The organism is Stenotrophomonas sp. TWI700 (assembly GCF_039673645.1).
Taxonomy (GTDB): Bacteria; Pseudomonadota; Gammaproteobacteria; order Xanthomonadales; family Xanthomonadaceae; genus Stenotrophomonas; species Stenotrophomonas maltophilia_AA.
This window is the reverse complement of sequence record NZ_JBDJMB010000003.1, coordinates 152,951-175,281: the sequence shown is the minus strand read 5'-3', so window position 1 is coordinate 175,281 and position 22,331 is coordinate 152,951. Positions and strand designations below refer to the sequence as shown.

Sequence of the window (22,331 nt, the reverse complement as noted above, 5' to 3'; positions counted from 1 at the left end):
CTTTCGAACGGAATCGCCCCCATGCGGAACACCCGGCAGCGTCGCCAGCAGATCCTCCAGACCCTGGTCGAGCACGGCAACGTGCAGGTCAGCGAGCTGGTGACGCGTTTTTCGGTCTCGGCGGTCACGATCCGTGCCGACCTGACCCACATCGAATCGCAGGGGCTGGCCACGCGCACCCACGGGGGCGCCACGCTGGTACGCACGCCGCCGCAGGAACAGGACATCCACGAGAAGGATGCGCTGAACCTGCCGATGAAGGACCGGATCGGCATCGAGGCGGCCAAGCTGGTCAAGGCCGGCGACAACATCATCATCGACTCGGGCTCGACCACGATGACGCTGGCGCGGCACCTGCGCGGGCATCGCGACGTCACGGTGATGACCAATGGCCTGAACATCGCCTGGGAGCTGGCCAATGCGCCCGGCGTGGAGCTGCTGCTCACCGGCGGCCTGCTGCGCAAGCAGTCGCTGTCGCTGCACGGCAGCCAGGCCGAGGCCAGCCTCAACACCTACAGCTTCGACACCCTGTTCCTGGGCGTCGATGGCCTGGACCTGCAGTTCGGCCTCACCACCCACCACGAGGCCGAAGCCAGCCTCAACCACCGCATGGTCGAGCGCGCACGCCGCATCGTGGTGCTCACCGACGCCTCCAAGTTCGGCCGGGTCAGCCTGCACCGCATCGCGCGGCTGGACCAGGTCCACACCATCATCACCGACGCCAGCATCGAGGCCGAGTACCTGGAAGGGCTGCAGCGGCTGGGCGTCGAAGTGATCATCGCCGAGTCCCCGCCTTGACCGAGTCCCGCTCCCTGCACGGCCGCCTGCTCACCGACACCGGTTGGGTCCGCGGCGACATCCACTTCGACCAGCGCATCACCGCCATCGATACCGCGCACGCCGATCCGCGCGGCGACGATGAGGTCCCGCTGATCCTGCCCGGCTTCATCGACCTGCATGTGCATGGCGGCGCCGGGGTGGACATCATGCAGGGCGGCACGACCGCGCAGACCGTGGCGCGCGCGCATGCCCGGCACGGCACCACCGCGCTGCTGGGCACCACCATGACCGCGCAGGAGGACGACATCACCCGCGCACTTGAAGGCCTGTCCGCCGCGATCGCCACGCGCGAACCCGGCATGGCGCGCGTGCTCGGAGTGCATCTGGAAGGGCCGTTCATCAGTGCCGAGCGTCTGGGCGCACAGCCCCCGCTGGTGGTCGAAGCCACCCTGGCCGACGTGCAGCGCCTGCATGCGATCGCACCGATCAAGGTGCTGACCCTCGCCCCGGAGATCGGCCAGCATCTGGCGCTGATTCCCGCGCTGAGCGCACTCGGCATCCGCGTGCAGCTCGGCCACAGCGCCGGCAGCTACGAAGATGGCGTTGCCGCACTGAAGGCTGGCGCGGCCGGCTTCACCCATCTGTTCAACGGCATGACCGGCGTGGACCACTACCACCCAGGCATCGCGACCGCCGCGCTCGCGCATGCCGAGTACGCCGAGCTCATCCCCGATCTGCAGCACGTGCATCCCGGCGCGATCCGCACCGCCCTGCGCGCGATCCCGCGCTTGTACTGCGTCACCGATGCGACCGCTGCTACCGGCATGCCCGATGGCGAGTACGCGCTGGGCGTGCAGCGCGTGCACAAATGCCTGGGCTGCGTGCGGCTGTCGAGCGGCTCGCTGGCCGGCAGTGCGCTGACCATGGATCAGGCGCTGCGCAACCTGGTCTCGCTCGGCCTGGACATCGCCGACGCCTCCAACCGGCTGTCGCGCTACCCGGCCGACTATCTCGGCATCGACGACCGCGGCCGTCTCGCGACCGGTGCCTGGGCGGACCTGGTGGTGCTCGATCACGACCTGCGCGTGCGCGGCGTGGTGGTGGAAGGCGACGACATCGCGCTCGACTGAGCGTTGACTCCCGCGCCGCCACGGCGCACGCAGTTGCAGACAGGACCGGCATGATGAACGACGTTTCCGCAGCCCTTCCCGTGCACGCCGGCGCCTCCGCGCCGCGCTGGCCGGTACGCTATCTGTTGTTCATCGGCGGCATGGGTGGGCTGCTCTACGGCATCGACATCGGCATCATCGCCGGTGCCCTGCCCTACCTGGAGGCCACCGCGACCGCGAGCTGGCACCTGACCAGCCAGCAGCTGGGCTTCGTGGTCGCCGCCGTGCTGCTCGGCAGCGTGTTGTCCTCGCTGTTCGCCGGCATGGTCGCCGACCTGATCGGGCGCCGCGGCGCGATGCTGCTGGCCGGCGTGCTGTTCACTGCCAGCATCCCGGTGATGGCGCTGTCCGATGGCTATGGCGCGCTGTTGATGGGGCGGCTTCTGCAGGGCATCAGCGGCGGCCTGATCGGCGTGGTGGTGCCGCTGTACCTCGCCGAAGTCCTCAGCCCGGAACGGCGCGGGCGCGGCGCGGCGATGTTCCAGTTGCTGCTCACCATCGGCCTGGTACTGGCCGCCCTGATCGGGCTGTACCACGCCCATGCGGTGGATGCGGCGACCGCCGCGGTGCGCCATCTGCCCGGTGCCGAGCAGCAGCGGCTGCTGTTCGACGTCAAGGACCATGCCTGGCGCACGATCTTCTGGAGCTGCCTGCTGCCCGGCCTGGTGTTCACCGGGGGCGTGCTGCTGATCAGTGAATCGCCGCGCTGGCTGGTCCGTCGCGGGCGCATCGACAAGGCGCGCAGCGCGCTGCAGCGCACGGTCGCCGCGGCCGACGTGGAGCCGACCCTGCAGCGCATGCAGGCGCCGGAAGAACGCCAGCTCGGCCGCAACGGCAAACGCGACCCGCTGCTCAGCCGCCGCTACGTGTGGCCGTTCGTGCTGGCCTGCCTGGTGCTGGCCTTCACCCAGGCCACCGGCATCAACTCGGTGCTGGCCTACGCGGTCAACATCCTCAACCAGGCCGGCCTGCCCGGCTCGGTGGCCAATGGTGCGGATGTGGCGATCAAGCTGCTCAACGCGGTGATGACCGTGGTGGCGCTGGTGCTGGTGGACCGCAAGGGCCGCAAGTTCCTGCTGATGCTGGGCAGTGGCGGCATCACGTTGTCGCTGCTGGCGGCGGCCCTGCTATTCGTGCAGAGCGAACGCGGGCGGCTGGATGTGCAGGCCACGCTGCAGCAGCAGGTGAGCGGCACCACCCTGTCGCTGCCGCTGGATGCCGCGCAATGGCAGCGGCTGGACGGCACGGCCGGCACCGCGCCGCAACAGCTGACCGTGTCCTATGCCTACGGCGGCTTCAGCAACGTGCGCTCACTGCGCAGCGACAACCCGATCGACGCAACGCTGCAGATCCGTCGCGAAGACGCGGTTTCGGCCGACAGCGTGATCGGCCGCTTCTTCCGCACGCTGCACCTCAACCCGTTCCCGGACCCCGCGCAGGCGGCCAGCGCACCGCTGGTGATCGAACGCGCGGTGATCGGCCCGGTGCCCTCGCCCACCCACGGCTGGCTGGTCGCCGGCTGCATTCTGCTGTTCGTCGCGTTCTTCGCGGTGGGCCCCGGCGTGTGCGTGTGGCTGGCGCTGTCCGAGCTGATGCCGACCCGCATCCGTTCCAACGGCATGAGCATCGCGCTGCTGATCAACCAGTTCGTCTCCACGGTGATCGCGGCGATCTTCCTGCCCACGGTCGGTCACTACGGCTACGCCAGCATGTTCTTCTTCTGGGCCGGCTGCACGCTGCTGTACTTCCTGATCGCCGCGTTCTGGCTGCCGGAGACCAAGGGCAAGTCGCTGGAGCAGATCGAGGCGAACTTCCGCTGAGGCCGTCGGCAGCGGCGAGCCACTCAAGGCGCCTTGCCGGTGACCTCGGTATACAGCCGGTGGGCTTCGGCGGTGCTGTCCAGCCCGGTCACCTGCATGGACTGCGCGAAGGGACCGGCAATGACGGCGACATTGAGGACCTGATCCCCGACGGTAAACGCCACCCGCTTGCCCACGCGTGCTTCGGTCGCGGCAAGAATGCGCGGTGCGGCTGCATCGGTGAAGCGCAGGACAAGGGTGTCCTGTCCGTTGTGTCCATCGGTGCCGACGGCAACCGAGGCGATGTCGGCCGTCGTGACGAAGGCGGGCTCGATCAACGAGAGCGCGTTGCCGCCTCGGTCCTTGAGCGTGGTGACGCCGGGGCGCTGGGCATCCTCGGCCACCTCCCGCATCTGGATGCGTGCGTTCGCCAGTGGTGCGACGCCCGCCGGCGTCTCGGACGCGGCGGGTGCGGGTGGCGCCTGGGTGCAGGCGCTGAGGCCGGCCCCCAGTGCCATCGTTACGATCAACAGACTGCTGCGCATGCGTGTCTCTCCGTCAGGAATGACACGAGTATCGCTGTTGCCCGCGCTCAGCGCAGGCGGCGGATGCGCCAGCCGACCACGATCTGCAGCACGCCGTAGAGCAGGCTGCCGATGCCGATCCACGGCGCGGCAACAGCGCTCACGGCACCCGCGCACAGACCCAGACCTGCATCGGCCCGGCACCGGCGTACTGCAGCGCGCGCAGCGCGGCATCGGTGGTCGCCCCGGTGGTCATCACATCGTCGACCACGGTCAGCCCGGCGGGCGGATGCCCCCGCACCGCGAACGCATCGCGCAGGTTGCAGCGGCGGGCATCGGCATCCAGATTCGACTGCGCGGCCGTTTCGCGGGTCCGTTGCAGACCCTGCCAGAGCGGGCAGCACAGCCCGCGCGCCAGCGGCCGGGTCAATTCCAGTGCCTGGTTGTAGCCGCGCTGGCGCAGCCGCCGGCGATGCAGCGGCATCGGCTGCAGGGGCCCGGCCAGGAACGGCGGCACGCGCTGCAGCATCAGCTGCGACAGCAATCGGCCGGCGGCCAGGTCCTGGTGGAACTTGAACCGGATCAGCAGGCGGTCGATCGGCGCCGCATACAGGAACGCCGCGCTGGCGGCGGCCTGGCGGGGATGCTCGTCGATGCAACGCCCGCAGTGGTCGTCTGTTTCATCGGCGCGGTCGGCCGCCGCCAAGGGCAGCGCGCAGCGGCGGCAGGCATGGTCGTTCCAGGGCAACGCCCGATGGCAGGCGCGGCACAGGTCCATCCCGTCCTCGCCCGGGCACTCGCAGACCAGGCAGCGCAACGGCAGGATCTGCCAGCGCAGCCACCCCAGGGCTCCGTAAACTTTTGAAATGATCATATGGTTGACAGATGGCGACCTCCTCACCAGACTGCCGCCCTTTCGTTCCCCTATCTGTCAGGACATCCCCATGGCTTCTGTCATCCGACACGACTGGCACCGCGAGGAGCTGCTGGCACTGTTCGCACTGCCGTTCCCGGCGCTGCTGCACCGCGCGGCCAGCGTGCACCGCGAGCAGTTCGATCCGGCGGAAGTGCAGGTCTCGACCCTGCTCTCGGTCAAGACCGGCGGCTGTCCGGAAGACTGCGCCTACTGCCCGCAGGCACAGCGCTACAGCACCGGCGTGGACGCGCAGAAGCTGATGGCCACCGACGATGTGGTCGCCAGGGCGCGCCAGGCCAAGGCCGCCGGCGCCTCGCGGTTCTGCATGGGCGCGGCCTGGCGCTCGCCGAAAGACCGCGACATCCCCAAGGTGGCGGCGATGATCCGCGAAGTGAAGGCGCTCGGCCTGGAGACCTGCGCCACGCTGGGCATGCTCAGCGGCGCGCAGGCCACCGCACTGCGCGAGGCCGGGCTGGACTACTACAACCACAACCTGGACACCGCGCCGGACTACTACGACTCGATCATCCACACGCGCCAGTACCAGGACCGCCTGGACACGCTGGCGCACGTGCGCGATGCCGGGCTGAAGACCTGCTGCGGGGGCATCGTCGGCATGGGGGAGACGCGCGAACACCGCGCCGGCCTGCTGCTGGCGCTGGCCACCCTGCCCGCCCACCCGGACTCGGTGCCGATCAACCGCCTGGTGCAGGTTGCCGGCACCCCCCTGCACGGCACCGCCGCGCTGGACCCGTTCGAGTTCGTGCGGATGATCGCGGTGGCCCGCATCGTGATGCCGCGTTCGATGGTGCGGCTTTCGGCCGGGCGCGAGGCGATGAGCGACGAGCTGCAGGCGCTGTGTTTCCTGGCCGGGGCCAACTCCATCTTCCATGGCGAAAAGCTGCTGACCACGGGCAACCCGGACACCGAGCGCGACCTGGCCCTGTTCGAACGGCTGGGGCTGCGCCCGATGGCGATCACCGTGGACGCGGTGGGGCACGATCACCCGGCCACGGTCCACGCCGACATCACCGCTGGCGGCGGCTGTGGGCGGGCGGCCTGAGCCCCGAGCAGCGGGCCCGGCAACCGGGTACGCTAACGGCCCACCCGGACCCCCTGACGACCATGGCCCGTCCTGACCTGCACGACCGCATCCAGGCCCAGCGCAAGCTCCGCGACGCGCAGGGGCGCCTGCGTGTCCGCCGCGTGGTGAGCCGGCGCGATGGCGTGCAGCTGGAAGTGGACGGCCAATGGCTGACCAACTTCTGCAGCAATGACTATCTGGGTCTGTCGCAGCAGTTCGGGGTGGTCAGCGCACTGCAGGATGCCGCCGCGCGCGAAGGCGCCGGCGCGACCGCCTCGCACCTGATCTGCGGCCACCATGCGCTGCATGAAGCGCTCGAACAGGAAATGGCCGACTGGCTCGGCTATCCGCGCGCACTGCTGTTCGGCAGCGGCTTTGCCGCCAACCTGGCCGTGCAGCAGGCGCTGCTCGGCGAAGAAGACGATGTCTGCGTGCAGGACCGGCTCAACCACGCCAGCCTGCTCGATGCCTCGCGCCTGGCCGGTTGCCGGCTGCGGCGCTATCCGCACCTGGATACCGAAGGCGCGCTGCGCCAGCTCAAGCACGCGCCCAACGGCGCGGCGATGCTGGCCACCGACGGGGTCTTCAGCATGGATGGCGACATCGCCCCGCTGCGGTCGTTGTCGCTGGTGGCGCGCATGCAGGAAGCGCTGCTGTACGTCGATGATGCGCACGGTATCGGCGTGGTCGGCGAACATGGCCGCGGCTGCGTGGCCGATGCGGGTCTGGGCGTCGACGATGTGCCGCTGCAGCTGGCTACGCTCGGCAAGGCACTCGGCGGCAGTGGTGCGGTCGTGCTCGGCGACGAGGCGATGATCCAGCACCTGGCCGAGACCGCGCGGCCCTACATCTACACCACCGCCGTGCCGCCGGCCCAGGCCGCCGCTGCACTGGCCGCCGTGAAGCTGGCGCGCCGCGACGACTGGCGCCGCGAGAAGCTCACCGAGTTGATCGGCCTCTTCCGCGCCGGTGCCCGCCAGCACGGCCTGGAACTGATGCCGTCCGATACCCCGATCCAACCGCTGCTGTGCGGCGCCGAGTCGACGGTGATGGCGATGTCGGCCACGCTTGAGGCGGCGGGTTTCCTGGTCAGCGCGATCCGTCCACCGACCGTGCCCGAGGGCAAGGCGCGCCTGCGCGTGACGCTGTCCGCACTGCATGCGCCGGCGCAGGTGCGCGCGCTGGTCGATGCGATCGCGCACGCCCGCGATACCGTTGGGCAGCAGAACGCGTTGAATGCCCTGACCGCGTGACGCCACAGAGTTGAGCATGCATATCGATGTCATCGGCCAGGGCCCGGCACTGGTCCTGATCCACGGCTGGGCCCTGCATGGCGGCGTGTTCGCGCCGCTGGTGGAGCGGCTGTCACCGCATCTCCAGCTGCACCTGGTCGATCTGCCCGGCCATGGTGCCAGCCGCGACGACACCACCCCGTTGCGCCTGCCGCATGTGGTCAACGCCATCGCCGCAGCCACGCCGCCGGCGGTCTGGTGCGGCTGGTCGCTCGGCGGCCTGTTCGCCCTGCATGCCGCCGCGACGCTGCCGCAGGTGCGCGCCCTGGCGATGATCGCCGCCACCCCGCGATTCGTTCGCGGCGACGATTGGCCGCATGCGGTCGAGCCGGCGGTGTTCGGCCAGTTCGGCCAGGACCTCGCGCAGGACTATCGCGGCACGCTGGAGCGCTTCCTCGCGCTGGACGCGATGGGGTCCGAACACGCCCGCCAGGAACTGCGCACGCTGCGCGAGATGCTGGTCGCGCGCGGAGAACCGGCCCCCCGTGCATTGCAGGAAGGCCTGCGCCTGCTGGAGAACACCGATCTCCGCGGCGCCCTGGCCCCGCTGGGCAAACCCAGCCTGTGGCTGGCCGGCCAGCGCGACCGGCTGGTCTCGGCGCGGGCCATGCAGGCTGCCGGCGCGCTGGCTCCCGCCGCGCAGGTCCATGTGGTCGCCCACGGCGGGCATGCCCCGTTCCTCGGCCATGCCGACGAGGTCGCCGCGCAGCTGCAACACTTTGTTGCCGCACACTCTTGACCTCTCCCGGCCACGCATCGCCGATCATGTACGCCTGCCTCTCGCCACAGGACTGACCCATGGATCTTGGAATCGCCGGCCGCTGGGCCCTGGTCTGCGCCGCCAGCAAAGGCCTCGGGCTGGGCTGTGCGCGTGCGCTGGCCCGCGAAGGCGTCAACGTGGTGATCGCCGCGCGCGGTGAAGCGGCGCTGGATCGCGCCGTGCTCGAGCTGCAGGCCCTGCCGGGCGCCCGCAGGGTGATCGGCGTGGTCGCCGACATCACCACGCCGGAGGGCCGCGCCGCGGTGATGGCCGCCTGCCCGCAGGTCGACATCCTGGTCAACAACGCGGGGGGACCACCGGCGGGCGATTTCCGCCAGTTCACCCGCGACGACTGGATCGCCGCGCTGGATGCCAACATGCTGGCCCCGATCGAGCTGATCCGCGCCACCGTGGACGGCATGATCGAGCGCGGCTTCGGCCGCGTGGTCAACATCACCTCGTCCTCGGTGAAGGCGCCGATCGACATCCTCGGGCTCTCCAACGGCGCACGCTCCGGGCTGACCGGCTTCGTGGCCGGGCTGGCACGCAGGACCGTTGCCCACAATGTCACCCTCAACAATCTGCTGCCGGGCCAGTTCGATACCGATCGCCTGCGCGGCAACTTCGCCTATCTGGCGCAGCAGCAGGGCATCGATGCCGGCCAGCTGGCCGAACGCAAGCGCACCCATATCCCGGCCGGCCGCTTCGGCACCGCCGATGAGTTCGGCGCCGCCTGCGCGTTCCTGTGCAGTGCGCAGGCCGGCTACATCACCGGGCAGAACCTGCTGATCGATGGCGGCGCCTACCCGGGCACCTTCTGATTCCACCCGCACCACCGTTTTGAGCCGTGAGTACCCCATGACGTCCAGCTTCGATCCCCATCACGTCCGCCGCGCCTTCTCGCGCGCCGCCAGCAGTTACGACGCCGCCGCGGCGCTGCAGCGCGAGGTGGAAAAGCGCCTGCTCGAATCGCTGGACTACCTGGAAAACCGCCAGCCGCAGGTGGTGCTCGATGTCGGCAGCGGCACCGGCCACGCCAGCGCCGTGATGAAGAAGCGCTGGCCGAAGGCGCAGGTGATCGCGCTCGACCTGGCGCAGCCGATGCTGCGCGAGGCGAAGAAGCAGGCCGGCTGGTGGAAGCCGTTCTCGCGCGTGTGCGGCGATGCGCAGGCGTTGCCGGTGCTGGACCAGAGCGTGGATGTGATCTTCAGCAACCTGTGCCTGCAGTGGGTGGAGGATCTGCCGGCGGTGTTCGCCGGGTTCCGCCGCGCGCTCAAGCCCGGTGGCCTGCTGCTGGTCTCCACGTTCGGGCCGGAAACCCTGATCGAACTGCGCGATGCGTTCGCCGCCGCCGACGACGTGCCGCATGTCAGCCGCTTCGCCCCGATCGCGCAGTTCGGCGATGCGCTGATGATGTCCGGCTTCCGCGATCCGGTGCTGGACCGCGACCTGTTCACCCTGACCTACGACGACCTGACCGCGCTGATGCGCGAGCTGCAGGCGATCGGCGCCACCAACGCACGCCAGGACCGCCGCCACACCCTGACCGGGCGCGGGCGCTTCGATGCCGCGCGGGCGGCGTACGAGCCGCTGCGCCGCGAGGACGGCAAGCTGCCCAGCAGCTGGGAAGTGATCTACGCCCATGCCTGGGCACCGGAGGGCGGCGCGCCGATCCGTGAGCGCGGCCACGATGTCGCCACCGTGCCGATCTCGGCGATTCCGATCCGTCGGCGGACGACGTGATGCGCCGGCGTCTGGCCGGCGTTACGGCGTAGGGCCGGGGCGAAGCGCTGCGCTAGGACGCCGGAAACAGGTCGCGGTGGAAGAAGTAGATTTCCTGCGCCAGGAACCGCCAGCTGGTGTGGAAGCTGCGGAAGCGCGTGCTCGGCGTGGACGAGGCCAGCGCATCGATGCCCAGTTCCCGGCACAGGCGCAGCGCGCGCGCCATGTGCAGCGGATCGCTGACGATGATCACGCGGTGCAGCTTGCGCTGGTCCATCAGGCGCCGTGCCTCGATCAGGTTCTGCCGGGTGGTGCGTGAGGCGGTCTCGATCAGGATCGCGTCATCCGGTACACCCTGCTTGAGCGCGTAGCGACGTGCCACCTGCGATTCGGAAAAGCGCGCGCCGGTGCCGCCGTAGCCACCGGTGAAGATCAGCAGCGGCGCATAGCCCTGCTGGTACAGATCCAGGCCGTGCCGGATGCGCTCTTCGAACACCGGTGAGGGCTTGGCGTCATACGCCGCCGCACCGAGCACGATGATCGCGTCGGCCTTCTGTGCCTGGTCGCGCTCGCCGATCCAGACAATCCACGCCGTGACCCCGAGCAGCCACACGGCCAGCACGATGCACAGCCGCCACAGCCAGCCGAAGAACCCCACCCCGGTGCGCCGGCTCATGCCGCGCTCCACGGCAGGGCGTCCAGGTCGACGTTGCCGCCCGACAGCACCACACCGACGCGTTTGCCGGCAAAGCGGGCCGGTTCGGCGAGGATCGCCGCCAGCGCGATCGCCGAGGACGGCTCGACCACCTGCTTGAGCACCTGCCAGATCAGCCGCATCGCGGCGATGGTGGCGTCATCGGCAACGGTGATCACCTGCGCTGCGCCGTGCAGCAGCGCGAAGTTCGGCGTGCCCAGCGTGCCACGCAGGCCATCGCAGACGGTATCGGGGGTGAAATCGATGCGGCGCTCGCCGGCCGCCAGCGAGCGCGCCGTATCGGCCGCGCCCAGCGGTTCGGCCAGGACCAGCCCGGTCGCCGGGGCGACCGCCTGCAGCGCCAGCCGCGTGCCCGAGGCCAGGCCACCGCCGCCCACCGGCACCACCATCATGTCCAGGCCCTCGCTGGCGTGCAGCAGCTCCAGCGCGGCCGTGCCCTGCCCGGCGATCACCTGGGGATCGGTGTAGGGATGCACCAGGGTCGCCCCGGTTTCGGCCTGGACCTGCGCGCACATCGCTTCGCGCGCGGCGATCGAGGCATCGCAGCGCCACAGCGTGGCCCCGTGGCGACCGATGTTGGCCAGCTTGGCCGCCACGGCGCCCTCGGGCACGATCACATGGCAGGCGATGCCGCGGGTACGCGCGGCCAGCGCCAGGGCGGCGCCATGGTTGCCCGAGGAGTGGGTGACCACCCCGCGCCGGGCCTGGTCATCGGCCAGCGCCCAGACGGCATTGCACGCGCCGCGGAACTTGAAGGCCCCGCTGCGCTGCAGGTGTTCGGCCTTGAAGAAGATCGTGGCGCCAGTCATCGCATCCAGCGTGCGCGAGCGCAGCACCGGGGTCACGCAGGCGTGCGCGGCAATGCGCGCCGCCGCCGCCAGCAGGTCGTCAACACAGGGCAAGGGTGAATCGCTCATGACGCAAGATTAACGTATGCCCCACGGCCACATGCGCCCTGATGAACGTGTCAGCATGGCAACCATTCATTCGGATCGGGCCGAGTTAAGGGCCGATTCAATGCCGTGGGCCGAAGCTGGCCCTACAGCCCTTTGGGGGGACCCATCATGAAAATGCGCCTTGTTCTTGCCGGTGGCCTGTTGTTGGCCCTGTCCGGCTGCGCGACGTACGACTATGTCGGCGGTGGCGGTGGCGGCAGTGGCTACTACCACGGCGCACCGTCGGTCGAGTACCGCTACCCGGCCGGCTATCCCTACGGCTACGGCAGCGGCTACTACGGCGGTGGCGGATATTACGGTTATGGCGGCGGCTATGGCGGTGGTTACGGCTACCCGGTGTATCGCCCCTACCCGAACTACCGTCCGCCGCACCATCATCGCCCGCCGCCGCGCCCCGGCAACGGCAATGGGGGTCACCCGACCCGTCCGCCGGATCGTCCGCGCCCGACCAACGGCGGCTCGCCGTGGCGGAACATGGATTCGGTGGGGGGCCCGCGCCGGCCGCAGCAACAGCAGCAGCAGCGTCCGTCGCCGCCGCCACAGGCCCGTCCGGCCCAGGCCCCGCGTCCGTCTTCGCCGAGGATGAACGGCTCCCCGTGGCGGAATCTCAACAATGCGAACCAACGCACAGTTGAGCCCTGAGATGGCTTGATTTTCACGCGCCCGGCGGTTCACTCTAGCCGGGCGGTGACTGCCACGGTCACAAAGTGTCAAAAGCGACGAGTGGCGTCACATTCGGCTCTATGTCGATATCCGCCAGGAACATCTGGATCCCCCCTGTTCCGGCCCTGTCGGATGTCGGCACCTTAAACGCAGAAGGCCCCGCTACTGGCGGGGCCTTCTGTATTTGGGCCACCCGGCCCGGCCGGGAACGGCAAAAAAACAGGGCCGGCAGTCCCCCGACTACCGGCCCCTCTGCTTCCCCACGATGCGCTTGGACCGGCCCCTGTTCCAATTCCGGTCCGTTGCGCACAAGGCGCATGCCATCCTGGGTGCTATTGGGTTATCTGCAGAAAACGTGCCAACTTGAGGGTGGATTTCATGGCCCCCGACGAATGGCGCTAAAATCGCCACCCGCGCCCTGTCGCCAGGGCTGATCCGGGCCGCCCGGCCCCGTCCCGAGTTCCTCCGCCATGACTGACTCTTTCTACCGCTACGACGTGATCGTCATCGGCGGCGGCCACGCCGGCACCGAGGCCGCGCTGGCGGCCGCGCGCAGCGGTGCGCGCACCCTGCTGCTGACCCACAACGTGGAAACGATCGGCGCGATGAGCTGCAACCCGGCCATCGGCGGGATCGGCAAGGGCCATCTGGTCAAGGAGATCGATGCCCTGGGCGGCGCGATGGCGCATGCCGCCGACCGCGCCGGCATCCAGTGGCGCACGCTCAACGCCTCCAAGGGCCCGGCCGTGCGCGCCACGCGCTGCCAGGCCGACCGCAATCTCTACCGCATGGCGATCCGTCAGATCGTCGAGGCCCAGCCCAACCTGACCGTGTTCCAGGCGGCGGTCGATGACCTGATCATCGAAGGCGACGCCGTGCGCGGCGCGATCACCCAGACCGGCCTGCGCTTCAGCGCGGCGGCCGTGGTGCTCACCGCCGGGACCTTCCTGGCCGGCAAGATCCACGTCGGTGAAACCCAGTACGCCGCCGGCCGCATGGGCGACCCGCCGGCGACTACGCTGGCCGCGCGCCTGCGCGAGCGCCCGTTCGTGATCGACCGCCTCAAGACCGGCACGCCGCCGCGCATCGATGGCCGCTCGCTGGACTATAGCCTCATGGAAGAACAGCCCGGCGACGACCCGCGCCCGGTGATGTCCTTCCTCGGCAGCGTGGCCGAGCATCCGGCGCAGGTCAGCTGCTGGATCACCCACACCAGCGAGCGCACCCACGAGATCATCCGCAACGCGCTGCACCGTTCGCCGCTGTACAGCGGGCAGATCGAAGGCATCGGCCCGCGCTACTGCCCGTCCATCGAGGACAAGGTGGTGCGCTTCGCCGAGAAGGCCAGCCACCAGATCTTCGTCGAGCCCGAAGGGCTGGACGTGGTCGAGATCTACCCCAACGGCATCTCCACCTCGCTGCCCTTCGATGTGCAGCTGGACCTGGTGCGCAGCATGCGCGGCTTCGAGAACGCGCATATCACCCGGCCGGGCTACGCGATCGAGTACGACTTCTTTGATCCGCGCGGGCTGAAGAACACGCTGGAGACCAAGACCGTCAGCGGCCTGTTCTTCGCCGGCCAGATCAACGGCACCACCGGCTATGAAGAGGCCGCCGCGCAGGGCCTGCTGGCCGGCCTCAACGCCGCCCGCTTCACCCGCGACGACGCTGGCTGGTGCCCGCGCCGTGACGAGGCGTACCTGGGCGTGCTGGTTGACGACCTGATCACCCATGGCACCAACGAGCCGTACCGCATGTTCACCAGCCGCGCCGAGTACCGGCTGCAGCTGCGCGAAGACAATGCCGACGTGCGCCTGACCGGCCCCGGCCGCGAACTGGGCCTGGTGGATGACCGTCGCTGGAGCGCGTTCCAGACCAAGCAGGACGCCGTCGCACGGGAAACCGCGCGCCTGCGTGCACTGTGGGCGACGCCGGGCAATGCGCTCGGCCGCGAAGTGGAGGCCACCCTGGGCGTGGCGGTCAGCCGCGAGACCAACGTGCTGGACCTGATCAAGCGTCCCGAACTGGATTACGCCACGCTGATGCAGGTGCCCTCGCTCGGGCCGGCCGTGGCCGATGCCAAGGTCGCCGAGCAGGTCGAGATCGGGGTGAAGTACGCCGGTTACCTGGACCGCCAGCGCGATGAGATCGCGCGCCAGCAGCGCCACGAGAACACCGCCATCGCCGCGGAGTTCGATTACGCCGGCGTGCGCGGCCTCTCGGCCGAAGTGCAGCAGAAACTCGAACGGGTGCGACCGCAGACCATCGGCCAGGCCCAGCGCATCCCCGGCATGACGCCGGCGGCGATCTCGCTGCTGCTGGTGCACCTGGAACGCGCGCGTCGCAGCAGAGTCGCGTAACAACAGCGCCCGGTATCATGACCCCGCGCCCAGCAGGGCGCGTCATTGCCTGGAGTCCGCATGTCCCCGATCCGCCCCTTCCTCGACAAACTGCCCGTGCTCGGCGAGCGCGTCTACATCGACCCGGCCTGCACGATCATCGGTGACGTGGTGCTGGGCGATGACGTCTCGGTGTGGCCGGGCACGGTGATCCGCGGCGATGTGAACCACGTGCGGATCGGCGCGCGCAGCAACATCCAGGACGGCACCATCATCCATGTCAGCCACCACAGCCCGTTCAACAAGGGCGGCTACCCGACCCTGATCGGTGAAGGCGTGACGGTCGGCCACGGCACCATCATCCATGCCTGCACCATCGGCGATTACTGCCTGATCGGCATGGGTGCCTGCATCCTCGATGGCGCCACGGTGGGCACGCACGGTTTCCTCGGCGCGGGCGCGGTGCTCGGCCCCGGCAAGGTGGTCGGCGAAGGCGAGCTGTGGCTGGGCAACCCGGCGCGGCTGGCACGCAGGCTCAGCGACAAGGAGATCGAGTCGCTGCATTACTCGGCCGATCACTATGTGCGCCTGAAGGATCAGTACCGCGGTTGATTGCGGTAAAGTCCTCAGCCGACCAGGAAGCAGTCGAGACCCGCATGCCCCCGCTGGCAGACCGGAGAGGAATCCGGCGTCCCCTGTGGCCTTCCGTACGATCCACCGTGACGTGCCGCCGATGAGCGCACCCATGCTGGATACCTACCGGGAGGTCATCACCCCCGAAGGCGTGCCCCTGCACCTGCCCGTGGCCGGTCCGTTGCCGCGTGCGCTGGCCTGGGCGATCGACTTCGTGATCCGCATCGGCGCGCTGATGATCCTCAGCATTCCGCTGGCCTTCCTCGGGGGCTTCGGCCAAGGCCTCTACCTGGGCCTGATGTTCCTGTTGCTGTGGGCCTACACCATCGTCCAGGAAGCGTGCTGGGGCCGCACCCTGGGCAAACGCGCCATGGGCCTGCGCGTGGTCGCGCGCGATGGCGGACCGATCGGCTGGATGAGCGCGATCACCCGCAACCTGCTACGCACCGTGGACATGCTGCCGTTCGGCTACGCGCTCGGCCTGCTGTCGAGTCTGTTCGATGCGCATGGCCGCCGCCTCGGCGATCTGGTCGCCGGCACCGTGGTGATCCACCAGGGTGCGCCGCCGCTGGGCGGCAGCGTGCCGGTCGGCAGCGTGCTGGTGCCACCGCACCCCTTGCAGCCGGCCGAGCAGGCGGCCGTGGTCGCCTTCGCCGAGCGTGCGCCGCGGCTGTCGACTCCGCGCCAGCAGGAGCTGGCCGATATCGCCGCGCCGCTCACCGGAAGCCGCGGCCAGGTCGGCGTGCTGCGCCTGTATGCGATGGCCAACTGGCTGTTGGGACGCCGATGAGACAGGAACAGTTCGTCGCCCGCTACCAGGCCGAATGGCAGGCGCTGGAGCAGTGGCTGACCCAGCGCGGCGAGCATCCACGGCAGGCACGCCGGCAAGCCGCCCACGAGGGCCTGGACGACGGTGATTTCCCGCAGCGCTACCGCCGCCTGTGCCAGCAGCTGGCGCTGGCGCGCCGACGCGGTTACAGCCCGCAGCTGGTCGCGCGGTTGCAGCAGTTGATGCAGCAGGGCCACACCCTGCTTTACCGCACGCCGCGACCTCAGTGGCAGCGCGCGCTCGCCTTCCTGTTCGCCGATTTCCCGCAGCTGGTGCGCAGCCAGGCGCGCAGCATGTGGGTGGCCGCGGCCTTGTTCGTGGTGCCGCTGGTGGGCAGTTTCGCGCTGGTGCTGTGGCGCCCGGAGCTGATCCACCTGCTGCTGGACAACGCGCGCATCGCCGAATTCGAGCGCATGTACGATCCGGCCTCGCCAAACCTGGGCCGCGACAGCGGCACCAACTGGACGATGTTCGGCTACTACATCATGAACAACATCAGCATCGGCCTGCGCACGTTCGCCTTCGGGTTGATCGCCGGCGTCGGCACGGTGCTGGTGATGCTGTTCAACGGTGTCGGTATCGGCTCGGTCGCCGGCCATCTGCAGCACATCGGCCACGGCGATCCGTTCTGGCGCTTCGTGGCCGGCCATGGTGCGTTCGAGTTGACCGCCATCGTGATCGCCGGCGGCGCCGGCCTGCAGCTGGGCATGAAACTGCTCGCCCCCGGGCGGCGGCGGCGCATCGATGCGCTGGTCGAGGGCGGCGTGATCGGGGCCAAGCTGTGCGTGGGGGTCGCCGCGATGCTGTTGATCGCCGCCTTCATCGAAGCCTTCTGGTCCTCGATCGCGGCGATCCCGGCCTGGGGGAAATACAGCGTGGCCGCGGTGCTGTGGACCACGGTGTTCGTCTGGTTGTGGCGCGGTGGACGCGGGGCGGCCGATGCAGATTGATCGGCTCAACGTCGTGCTGCGCGCACGCTCGGGCTGGGAGGCCATGGAGCTGGGCATGGCCCTGGTGCGCCGCCATGCGGCTGCGGTCTGGGCGCCCTGGCTGGCGGTGTCGCTGCCGGTGTTCGTGCTGCTCAACGCCGTGGCGTGGTGGACCGACAGCTTCGGCTGGGCCTGGCTGGCGATGTGGTGGCTCAAGCCGCTGTTCGAGCGCATCGCGCTGTACGTGATCTCGCGCGGAGTCTTCGGCGATGCGTCGACGACCCGGCAGACCCTGCGTGCGCAGCGCTCCTGGGGCTGGCAGGGCTTCTGGGGCTATCTCGGCTGGCGACGCCTGAGCCCGCTGCGCTCGGTGCTGCTGCCGGTCAACCTGCTGGAAGGTGCTGATCCGGCGCATCGGCGCCAGCGTCGCCGTGCGATCGCCGGGGGCGCGATGGGGCATGCGCTGCTGCTCACGCTGGTGTGCATGGTGTTCGAGATCGTGCTGGTGGCCGGCGGCATCGCCGCGGTATTCCTGTTCATTCCGGTGGACCTGTTGTCCGATTCCTGGCGCGCGGCGTGGGAGCTGGCCAAGCAGGACATGCCGGCATGGATGCAGCTGGGCGTGAACCTGCTGTTCTGGGGCGCGGCCACGGTGATCGGTCCGTTCTACGCCGGCGCGGGCTTCGGGCTGTACCTGGACCGGCGTACGCAGATGGAAGCGTGGGATCTGGAGATCGCCTTCCGGCGCCTGCGCGTACGGCTGCAGCAGGCGGCGCCGTTGCTGATGCTGGCCCTGGTGCTGATCTGGCCGGGCGCGGCGCTGCACGCGCAGCAGGGGCCGCCGTCGAACGCCAAGGGCGCGGTGGCGGCACCGGCCGAAGGCACGCCGTCGCTCGAGGACGGCCTGGCGCCCGCCTCCGATGCGGCCGACGCGGCCGATGCCGCAGACGAAGACGGTGAAGAAGTAAGCGAAGAAGACGATCCACCGCTGACCTACGACAACGATCCGGACAACACACCGGTCGGTATTTTCGGCGGCGATGCGGTGGATACGGCCGGCTTCCGCCAGGCCGTGCAGCGCGCGTACGAAGACCCGCTGCAGAGCCCGACCCGCGAGGTGACCGAGTGGAAGCGCACGGACACCGGCGCAGCCGATGTCGAGAAGGCCAAGCGCGAGGCCGCAACCAAGGGCAGCTCTCAACGCGGTGCCAAGGGTCCGTTGTTGCCGGCACAGATCGCCGAGTGGACGCTGTGGGCGGTCGTGGGGCTGCTGGTGGTACTACTGCTGGCCACCGCGCCGCGCTGGCTGCCGTGGCTGCGCGGCTCCGGCCAGCGCCGTCGCGCAACGGCGACGGCGGTCGTGGAAGACGCGATCCGGATACCGGACGTGGCACCGCCCGATCCCGCTGCACGTGCGCGTGCGCTGTGGCAGGAGGGACGCCCCCGCCAGGCGCTGGCGCTGTTGTATCGCGCCAGTGTGGACACCATGAGCGAACGCGCGCAGGTCAGCCTGCCGCCGGGGGCCACCGAAGCGCAGTGCCTGCGCGCGTCGCGACGGATGCCGCTCGAGGCCGACCGCAGTCTGTTCGCGCGCATCGTGCGGGTCTGGCAGTACGCCGCCTATGCGGGCAAGTTGCCGACCGATGACGACTTCGACACGCTGGCCTCCACGCTGCAGGCCCAGTTCGGGTGGCGCGCATGAGCGCCCGCCTGCGCTGGCTGCTGGTTGGCCTCGTGCTGCTGGTGATCGCGGTGCCGCTGGCGATCCTGTTCCTGCGCACGCACGAGCGGGTGACCGAGGTGGAACGCCTGCCCCCGCAGGGCGAAGCGAGCTACAACCCACTGTATGTGCTCGGCCAGGCGCTGCGTGCGGACGGCCTCACGGTGCAGTCGCGACCGCGCCTGGACCTGACCCGGATGCCGTTGGCGCCGGGCGATACCGTCGTGCTGCTGCAGGACAGTGCGGAGGTCCCCGCACCCGCCGTGGCCGCCCTGATGGCCTGGGTGGCACGCGGCGGGCATCTGATCGTGCGCACGCCACCGATCGGCAAGGACGACGCGCGCAACGGGCCGCTGCTGGAAGCGCTCGGCGTGGACAGCGAAGGCCATGAAAGCGACTGCCAGCCGTTCCACGTGCGCGATGACCCGCAGCATGTCGAGTTCTGCGATGGACGCCGCTTCGCGGTCACGCCGCCCACCGGCATCACGCTCGAGCGGGGCTGGGGAGATGAGGAAAGCCGGGTCTTCGCCCGCCTGCGCCACGGCCATGGCCGCATCGATGTGCTGGCCGACATGGCCTTCATGCACGGCAAGGGCCGGCCCAACCCGACGGTCCCCCCGAATGCTGCCAACGCGATCGTCGATGGCCTGCACGACAAGGCGCACCGCGATCTGACCCGCTACGTGCTGGCGCCGAACCATGGCAAGGGCACGATGTGGCTGGTCTACGCCTCCCGCCCGCCCTCGCTGTGGAACCGCGTGTTCTACCTCGGTTGGCCGGTGTGGGCGCCGTTGCTGCTCGCCTTGCTCGGCTGGCTGTGGCAGCGTGCGCAGCGGCTGGGCAGCGAACTGCCTTCGCCGCCGGCCGAACGCCGCTCCCTGCTGGAACACATCCGCGCCAGCGGCGAGCACCTGCTGCGCTTCGGCAAAGCGCCGCTGTTGTACGACGCGGTCCGCCGGGCCTTCCTTGCTCGCCTGCGACGGCGGTCACCGACGGCCGCCGCGCTGGCCGGCGAGGCCCAGGTGCACGCCATCGCCACCCTGCTGCAGTGGTCGCACGCACGCGTGCAGACCGCCCTGACCCCACCCGCTGCCCACGACGTCGCCGGCCTGCGCGACCGCATCCGCCTGCTGATCCAGATGAGAAACCTGCTATGACCGAGCCGACGCTTCCGCCGCCGCTGTCCCCTCCTGCCGTGACCGCGCCGCCGTCGCCGTCGCCGTTGTCCGAGCGCGTCGATGCCGTGCGCGACGCCGTCGGCCGCGCTTTCATCGGCCAACCCGAGGTGCTCGACCAGATCCTGATCGCCCTGCTGGCCGGTGGCCATGTGCTGATCGAAGGCGTTCCCGGGCTGGGCAAGACCCTGCTCGTGCGTGCCCTCGCCCAGGCGCTGGAGCTGGACTATGGCCGCGTGCAGTTCACCCCGGACCTGATGCCCAGCGATGTCAGCGGCCACGCGGTGTACGACCCGAAGACCGAGAGCTTCAAGATCCGTCGCGGCCCGGTGTTCACCAACCTGCTGCTCGCCGATGAAATCAACCGCGCCCCGGCCAAGACCCAGTCAGCCCTGCTGGAAGTGATGCAGGAAGGCCAGGTCACCATCGAGGGCAAGGCGTTCGCGCTGACCCCGCCGTTCCTGACCCTGGCCACGCAGAACCCGGTCGAGCAGGAAGGCACCTACCCGCTGCCCGAAGCGCAGCTGGACCGCTTCCTGCTCAAGGTGCTGATCGATTACCCGGCGCTGGACGACGAGAAGCGCATGGTCGATGCGATCACCACCGGCCGCAGCGCGGCCGACTTCGATCTCTCGCAGGTGCCACGCGTGCTGAGCGGGGCCGAGGTGGTCGCGCTGCAGCAGGCGACCGCGGCGATCACGGTCGATCCGGAAGTGATCGACTACGCGGTGCGTATCGTCGCCGCCACGCGGCAGTGGCCGGGTATCGCGCTCGGTGCCGGCCCGCGCGGCAGCATCGCGCTGGTGCGGGCGGCGCGTGCGCAGGCAGTGCTGTCCGGCCGTGATTTCGTCACCCCCGACGACGTGCGCGACATCGCCAAGCCGGCGTTGCGCCACCGCATCGCCTTGGCACCGGAACTGCAGATCGAAGGACAAAGCGCCGACGATGCATTGACCGCACTGCTGGCCAAGGTGGACGCACCACGCAAATGAGCACACGCGCCGTCCATCGCGGGCGACCGGCATGAGGCCGGGACCGCTGCTGCTGGCACTGCTGGCCGGCTGGGGCCTGCTCGGCGTGCCGGTGGTGCTCGGTGCCTGGCCGCACGCGGTCTGGTGGGCGGTCGGTGCCGGCATGGCCCTGGTCGCACTGGTGGACCTGCTGCGCCTGCGCCGCCAGCCCTCACCGAGCGTGCACCGCGAGTTGCCGGAGTCGCTGGCGCTGAACGTCGAGCGCCAGGCCACGCTGCGGCTGGAATCGAGCCGGCACCAGCGCGTGGAGGTGTTCGATCTGGTGCCCGGTGGCTGGGCCCTGCACGGCCTGCCGCGTGCACTGGCGCTCAAGCCGATGGTCAGCAGCAGCGTGGCGTACCGGCTGACGCCCACCGCGCGTGGCCGCTTCGTGTTCGAGGGCGTGCACCTGCGCGTGCACAGCGCCTGGCGGCTGTGGCATCAGCGGCGGCAGCTGCCGCCGGCGATGACGGTGCGCGTGTACCCCAACTTCGCACCGCTGACCCGCTTTGCGTTGTTCAGTGCCGAACAGGCCTCGCGCCTGGTCGGTGCCCACCTCAAGCGCCGTCGCGGCGAAGGCACCGATTTCCACCAGATGCGCGAGTACCGCATCGGCGACAGCCTGCGCCAGATCGACTGGAAGGCGACCGCGCGGGCACGCAAGCTGATCTCACGCGAGTACCAGGACGAGAAGAACCAGCAGCTGGTGCTGATGATCGACACCGGCCGGCGCATGATGGCCAGCGAAGGCGGCCTGTCGCACTTCGATCATGTGCTCAACGCAGCGCTGGTGGTCTCCTACCTCGCGCTGCGCCAGGGCGACGGCGTGGGCCTGTTCGCCGCCGGTGGCGAAAGCCGCTGGGTCGCACCGAAACGCGGCATGGGCACGATCGATACCCTGCTGCGCGCCAGCTACGACCTGCAGGCGCAGCCGGTCGCCACCGACTATCTCGCCGCCGCCACCGAGCTCTCGCTGCGGCAACGCCGGCGTTCGCTGGTGATGCTGGTCACCAACGTGCGCGATGAAGATATCGAAGACCTGCTCGCGGCCGTACACCTGCTGCAGCGCCAGCACCTGGTGTGCGTGGCCAGCCTGCGCGAACGCGCGCTGGACGATGCACTGGCCCAGCCGGTGGAGACCCTGCAGGACGCCACCCAGGCTGGTGCGATCGCCCGTTATCTGCAGCAGCGCAGCGACGCGCATGACGCGCTGCGCAGCCATCGGGTGATGGTGCTGGATGTCACCGCCGAGGCACTGCCCGGGGCGCTGGTGGAGCGCTATCTGGCGGTCAAGCGGGATGGGTTGCTGTAACCCA

At 69.7% G+C, this 22,331-nt stretch carries 21 protein-coding genes; 17 read left to right on the top strand and 4 right to left on the bottom strand.

All coding sequences use genetic code 11. The features are described 5' to 3' along the window. Nucleotides 1-21: 21 nt before the first annotated feature. From ABE473_RS04295 to ABE473_RS04285, 3 genes are read left to right on the top strand one after another with little or no spacing between them, the layout of a single operon-like run. Nucleotides 22-798, top strand: coding sequence for a DeoR family transcriptional regulator (locus tag ABE473_RS04295; RefSeq protein WP_176987900.1), 777 nt, complete (start codon nucleotides 22-24; stop codon nucleotides 796-798). Beyond that, the gene (gene nagA / locus ABE473_RS04290) at nucleotides 795-1,910 is read left to right on the top strand and encodes an N-acetylglucosamine-6-phosphate deacetylase (RefSeq protein ID WP_346488630.1); all 1,116 of its coding nucleotides are present in this window, start codon (nucleotides 795-797) and stop codon (nucleotides 1,908-1,910) included. Before ABE473_RS04295 ends, nagA begins: the two co-directional genes overlap by 4 nt. Before the next feature lie 53 nt (nucleotides 1,911-1,963). Then, a complete protein-coding gene (locus tag ABE473_RS04285) occupies nucleotides 1,964-3,769 on the top strand; it encodes an MFS transporter (RefSeq protein ID WP_346488629.1) in 1,806 nt (601 codons plus the stop codon). A gap of 23 nt (nucleotides 3,770-3,792) precedes the next feature. Here the strand turns inward: ABE473_RS04285 and ABE473_RS04280 are convergent, their stop codons facing one another. Together ABE473_RS04280 and ABE473_RS04275 are read right to left on the bottom strand one after the other, a co-directional pair. Beyond that, a complete protein-coding gene (locus tag ABE473_RS04280) occupies nucleotides 3,793-4,293 on the bottom strand; it encodes a hypothetical protein (RefSeq protein WP_346488628.1) in 501 nt (166 codons plus the stop codon). 139 nt (nucleotides 4,294-4,432) lie between these two features. Next, the gene (locus ABE473_RS04275) at nucleotides 4,433-5,146 is read right to left on the bottom strand and encodes a ComF family protein (RefSeq protein WP_319207365.1); all 714 of its coding nucleotides are present in this window, start codon (nucleotides 5,144-5,146) and stop codon (nucleotides 4,433-4,435) included. 70 nt (nucleotides 5,147-5,216) lie between these two features. On the opposite strand from ABE473_RS04275, the gene bioB reads away from it, so the two are divergent. The 5 genes from bioB (at nucleotide 5,217) to bioC (ending at nucleotide 10,067) form a co-directional block, all read left to right on the top strand. Continuing rightward, the gene (gene bioB, locus ABE473_RS04270) at nucleotides 5,217-6,251 is read left to right on the top strand and encodes a biotin synthase BioB (protein WP_346488627.1); all 1,035 of its coding nucleotides are present in this window, start codon (nucleotides 5,217-5,219) and stop codon (nucleotides 6,249-6,251) included. 62 nt (nucleotides 6,252-6,313) lie between these two features. Beyond that, a complete protein-coding gene (bioF, locus tag ABE473_RS04265) occupies nucleotides 6,314-7,525 on the top strand; it encodes an 8-amino-7-oxononanoate synthase (protein ID WP_179459783.1) in 1,212 nt (403 codons plus the stop codon). A 16-nt stretch (nucleotides 7,526-7,541) separates the two neighbouring features. After that, nucleotides 7,542-8,303: a pimeloyl-ACP methyl ester esterase BioH gene (bioH, locus tag ABE473_RS04260; protein WP_346488626.1), complete on the top strand. Its 762-nt coding sequence runs from the start codon at nucleotides 7,542-7,544 to the stop codon at nucleotides 8,301-8,303. Between the two features lie 59 nt (nucleotides 8,304-8,362). Continuing rightward, nucleotides 8,363-9,145 (top strand): SDR family oxidoreductase, encoded by a 783-nt coding sequence (locus ABE473_RS04255; protein WP_346488625.1) that lies wholly within the window; start codon nucleotides 8,363-8,365, stop codon nucleotides 9,143-9,145. A gap of 37 nt (nucleotides 9,146-9,182) precedes the next feature. Further along, nucleotides 9,183-10,067: a malonyl-ACP O-methyltransferase BioC gene (gene bioC, locus ABE473_RS04250; protein ID WP_179459781.1), complete on the top strand. Its 885-nt coding sequence runs from the start codon at nucleotides 9,183-9,185 to the stop codon at nucleotides 10,065-10,067. 52 nt (nucleotides 10,068-10,119) lie between these two features. Here bioC and ABE473_RS04245 read toward each other — a convergent pair whose 3' ends face one another. Both ABE473_RS04245 and ABE473_RS04240 read right to left on the bottom strand, forming a co-directional pair. After that, a complete protein-coding gene (locus ABE473_RS04245; RefSeq protein WP_176987890.1) occupies nucleotides 10,120-10,734 on the bottom strand; it encodes an ElyC/SanA/YdcF family protein in 615 nt (204 codons plus the stop codon). Next, on the bottom strand, nucleotides 10,719-11,678 hold the full coding sequence (locus tag ABE473_RS04240) for a pyridoxal-phosphate dependent enzyme (RefSeq protein WP_346488624.1): 960 nt from the start codon (nucleotides 11,676-11,678) through the stop codon (nucleotides 10,719-10,721). Before ABE473_RS04240 ends, ABE473_RS04245 begins: the two co-directional genes overlap by 16 nt. A 147-nt stretch (nucleotides 11,679-11,825) precedes the next feature. Here ABE473_RS04240 and ABE473_RS04235 point away from each other — a divergent pair, with 147 nt between their 5' ends. From ABE473_RS04235 to ABE473_RS04195, 9 genes are all read left to right on the top strand, one after another. Continuing rightward, the gene (locus ABE473_RS04235) at nucleotides 11,826-12,359 is read left to right on the top strand and encodes a hypothetical protein (protein WP_346488623.1); all 534 of its coding nucleotides are present in this window, start codon (nucleotides 11,826-11,828) and stop codon (nucleotides 12,357-12,359) included. A gap of 491 nt (nucleotides 12,360-12,850) precedes the next feature. Further along, nucleotides 12,851-14,740: a tRNA uridine-5-carboxymethylaminomethyl(34) synthesis enzyme MnmG gene (gene mnmG, locus ABE473_RS04230; RefSeq protein WP_346488622.1), complete on the top strand. Its 1,890-nt coding sequence runs from the start codon at nucleotides 12,851-12,853 to the stop codon at nucleotides 14,738-14,740. A 60-nt stretch (nucleotides 14,741-14,800) separates the two neighbouring features. Beyond that, nucleotides 14,801-15,331, top strand: coding sequence for a gamma carbonic anhydrase family protein (locus tag ABE473_RS04225; RefSeq protein WP_346488621.1), 531 nt, complete (start codon nucleotides 14,801-14,803; stop codon nucleotides 15,329-15,331). A gap of 121 nt (nucleotides 15,332-15,452) precedes the next feature. After that, nucleotides 15,453-16,142, top strand: coding sequence for an RDD family protein (locus ABE473_RS04220; RefSeq protein ID WP_176987885.1), 690 nt, complete (start codon nucleotides 15,453-15,455; stop codon nucleotides 16,140-16,142). Continuing rightward, the gene (locus ABE473_RS04215) at nucleotides 16,139-17,131 is read left to right on the top strand and encodes a stage II sporulation protein M (protein ID WP_346488620.1); all 993 of its coding nucleotides are present in this window, start codon (nucleotides 16,139-16,141) and stop codon (nucleotides 17,129-17,131) included. Before ABE473_RS04220 ends, ABE473_RS04215 begins: the two co-directional genes overlap by 4 nt. After that, nucleotides 17,121-18,812 (top strand): DUF4129 domain-containing protein, encoded by a 1,692-nt coding sequence (locus ABE473_RS04210; protein ID WP_346488619.1) that lies wholly within the window; start codon nucleotides 17,121-17,123, stop codon nucleotides 18,810-18,812. The genes ABE473_RS04215 and ABE473_RS04210 overlap by 11 nt, the downstream gene beginning before the upstream one ends. Continuing rightward, nucleotides 18,809-19,987 carry a DUF4350 domain-containing protein gene (locus ABE473_RS04205; RefSeq protein WP_346488618.1) on the top strand — a complete coding sequence of 393 codons (1,179 nt, stop codon included), beginning with the start codon at nucleotides 18,809-18,811 and terminating at the stop codon, nucleotides 19,985-19,987. Before ABE473_RS04210 ends, ABE473_RS04205 begins: the two co-directional genes overlap by 4 nt. Further along, nucleotides 19,984-20,997: a MoxR family ATPase gene (locus tag ABE473_RS04200; protein ID WP_346488617.1), complete on the top strand. Its 1,014-nt coding sequence runs from the start codon at nucleotides 19,984-19,986 to the stop codon at nucleotides 20,995-20,997. Before ABE473_RS04205 ends, ABE473_RS04200 begins: the two co-directional genes overlap by 4 nt. Before the next feature lie 31 nt (nucleotides 20,998-21,028). Next, nucleotides 21,029-22,327 carry a DUF58 domain-containing protein gene (locus ABE473_RS04195; RefSeq protein WP_346488616.1) on the top strand — a complete coding sequence of 433 codons (1,299 nt, stop codon included), beginning with the start codon at nucleotides 21,029-21,031 and terminating at the stop codon, nucleotides 22,325-22,327. Nucleotides 22,328-22,331: the final 4 nt, after the last annotated feature.

Bases quoted from the DNA above. Each gene is read 5' to 3' on its own strand.
- bioB (WP_346488627.1), top strand. From the start codon at position 5,217: ATGGCTTCTGTCATCCGACACGACTGGCACCGCGAGGAGCTGCTGGCA.
- ABE473_RS04240 (WP_346488624.1), bottom strand. From the start codon at position 11,678: ATGAGCGATTCACCCTTGCCCTGTGTTGACGACCTGCTGGCGGCGGCG.
- ABE473_RS04255 (WP_346488625.1), top strand. From the start codon at position 8,363: ATGGATCTTGGAATCGCCGGCCGCTGGGCCCTGGTCTGCGCCGCCAGC.
- ABE473_RS04200 (WP_346488617.1), top strand. From the start codon at position 19,984: ATGACCGAGCCGACGCTTCCGCCGCCGCTGTCCCCTCCTGCCGTGACC.
- bioC (WP_179459781.1), top strand. From the start codon at position 9,183: ATGACGTCCAGCTTCGATCCCCATCACGTCCGCCGCGCCTTCTCGCGC.
- ABE473_RS04225 (WP_346488621.1), top strand. From the start codon at position 14,801: ATGTCCCCGATCCGCCCCTTCCTCGACAAACTGCCCGTGCTCGGCGAG.
- ABE473_RS04195 (WP_346488616.1), top strand. From the start codon at position 21,029: ATGAGGCCGGGACCGCTGCTGCTGGCACTGCTGGCCGGCTGGGGCCTG.
- bioF (WP_179459783.1), top strand. From the start codon at position 6,314: ATGGCCCGTCCTGACCTGCACGACCGCATCCAGGCCCAGCGCAAGCTC.
- ABE473_RS04210 (WP_346488619.1), top strand. From the start codon at position 17,121: ATGCAGATTGATCGGCTCAACGTCGTGCTGCGCGCACGCTCGGGCTGG.
- ABE473_RS04285 (WP_346488629.1), top strand. From the start codon at position 1,964: ATGAACGACGTTTCCGCAGCCCTTCCCGTGCACGCCGGCGCCTCCGCG.
- mnmG (WP_346488622.1), top strand. From the start codon at position 12,851: ATGACTGACTCTTTCTACCGCTACGACGTGATCGTCATCGGCGGCGGC.
- ABE473_RS04275 (WP_319207365.1), bottom strand. From the start codon at position 5,146: ATGATCATTTCAAAAGTTTACGGAGCCCTGGGGTGGCTGCGCTGGCAG.
- ABE473_RS04215 (WP_346488620.1), top strand. From the start codon at position 16,139: ATGAGACAGGAACAGTTCGTCGCCCGCTACCAGGCCGAATGGCAGGCG.
- ABE473_RS04235 (WP_346488623.1), top strand. From the start codon at position 11,826: ATGAAAATGCGCCTTGTTCTTGCCGGTGGCCTGTTGTTGGCCCTGTCC.
- ABE473_RS04280 (WP_346488628.1), bottom strand. From the start codon at position 4,293: ATGCGCAGCAGTCTGTTGATCGTAACGATGGCACTGGGGGCCGGCCTC.
- ABE473_RS04220 (WP_176987885.1), top strand. From the start codon at position 15,453: ATGAGCGCACCCATGCTGGATACCTACCGGGAGGTCATCACCCCCGAA.
- ABE473_RS04295 (WP_176987900.1), top strand. From the start codon at position 22: ATGCGGAACACCCGGCAGCGTCGCCAGCAGATCCTCCAGACCCTGGTC.
- bioH (WP_346488626.1), top strand. From the start codon at position 7,542: ATGCATATCGATGTCATCGGCCAGGGCCCGGCACTGGTCCTGATCCAC.
- ABE473_RS04205 (WP_346488618.1), top strand. From the start codon at position 18,809: ATGAGCGCCCGCCTGCGCTGGCTGCTGGTTGGCCTCGTGCTGCTGGTG.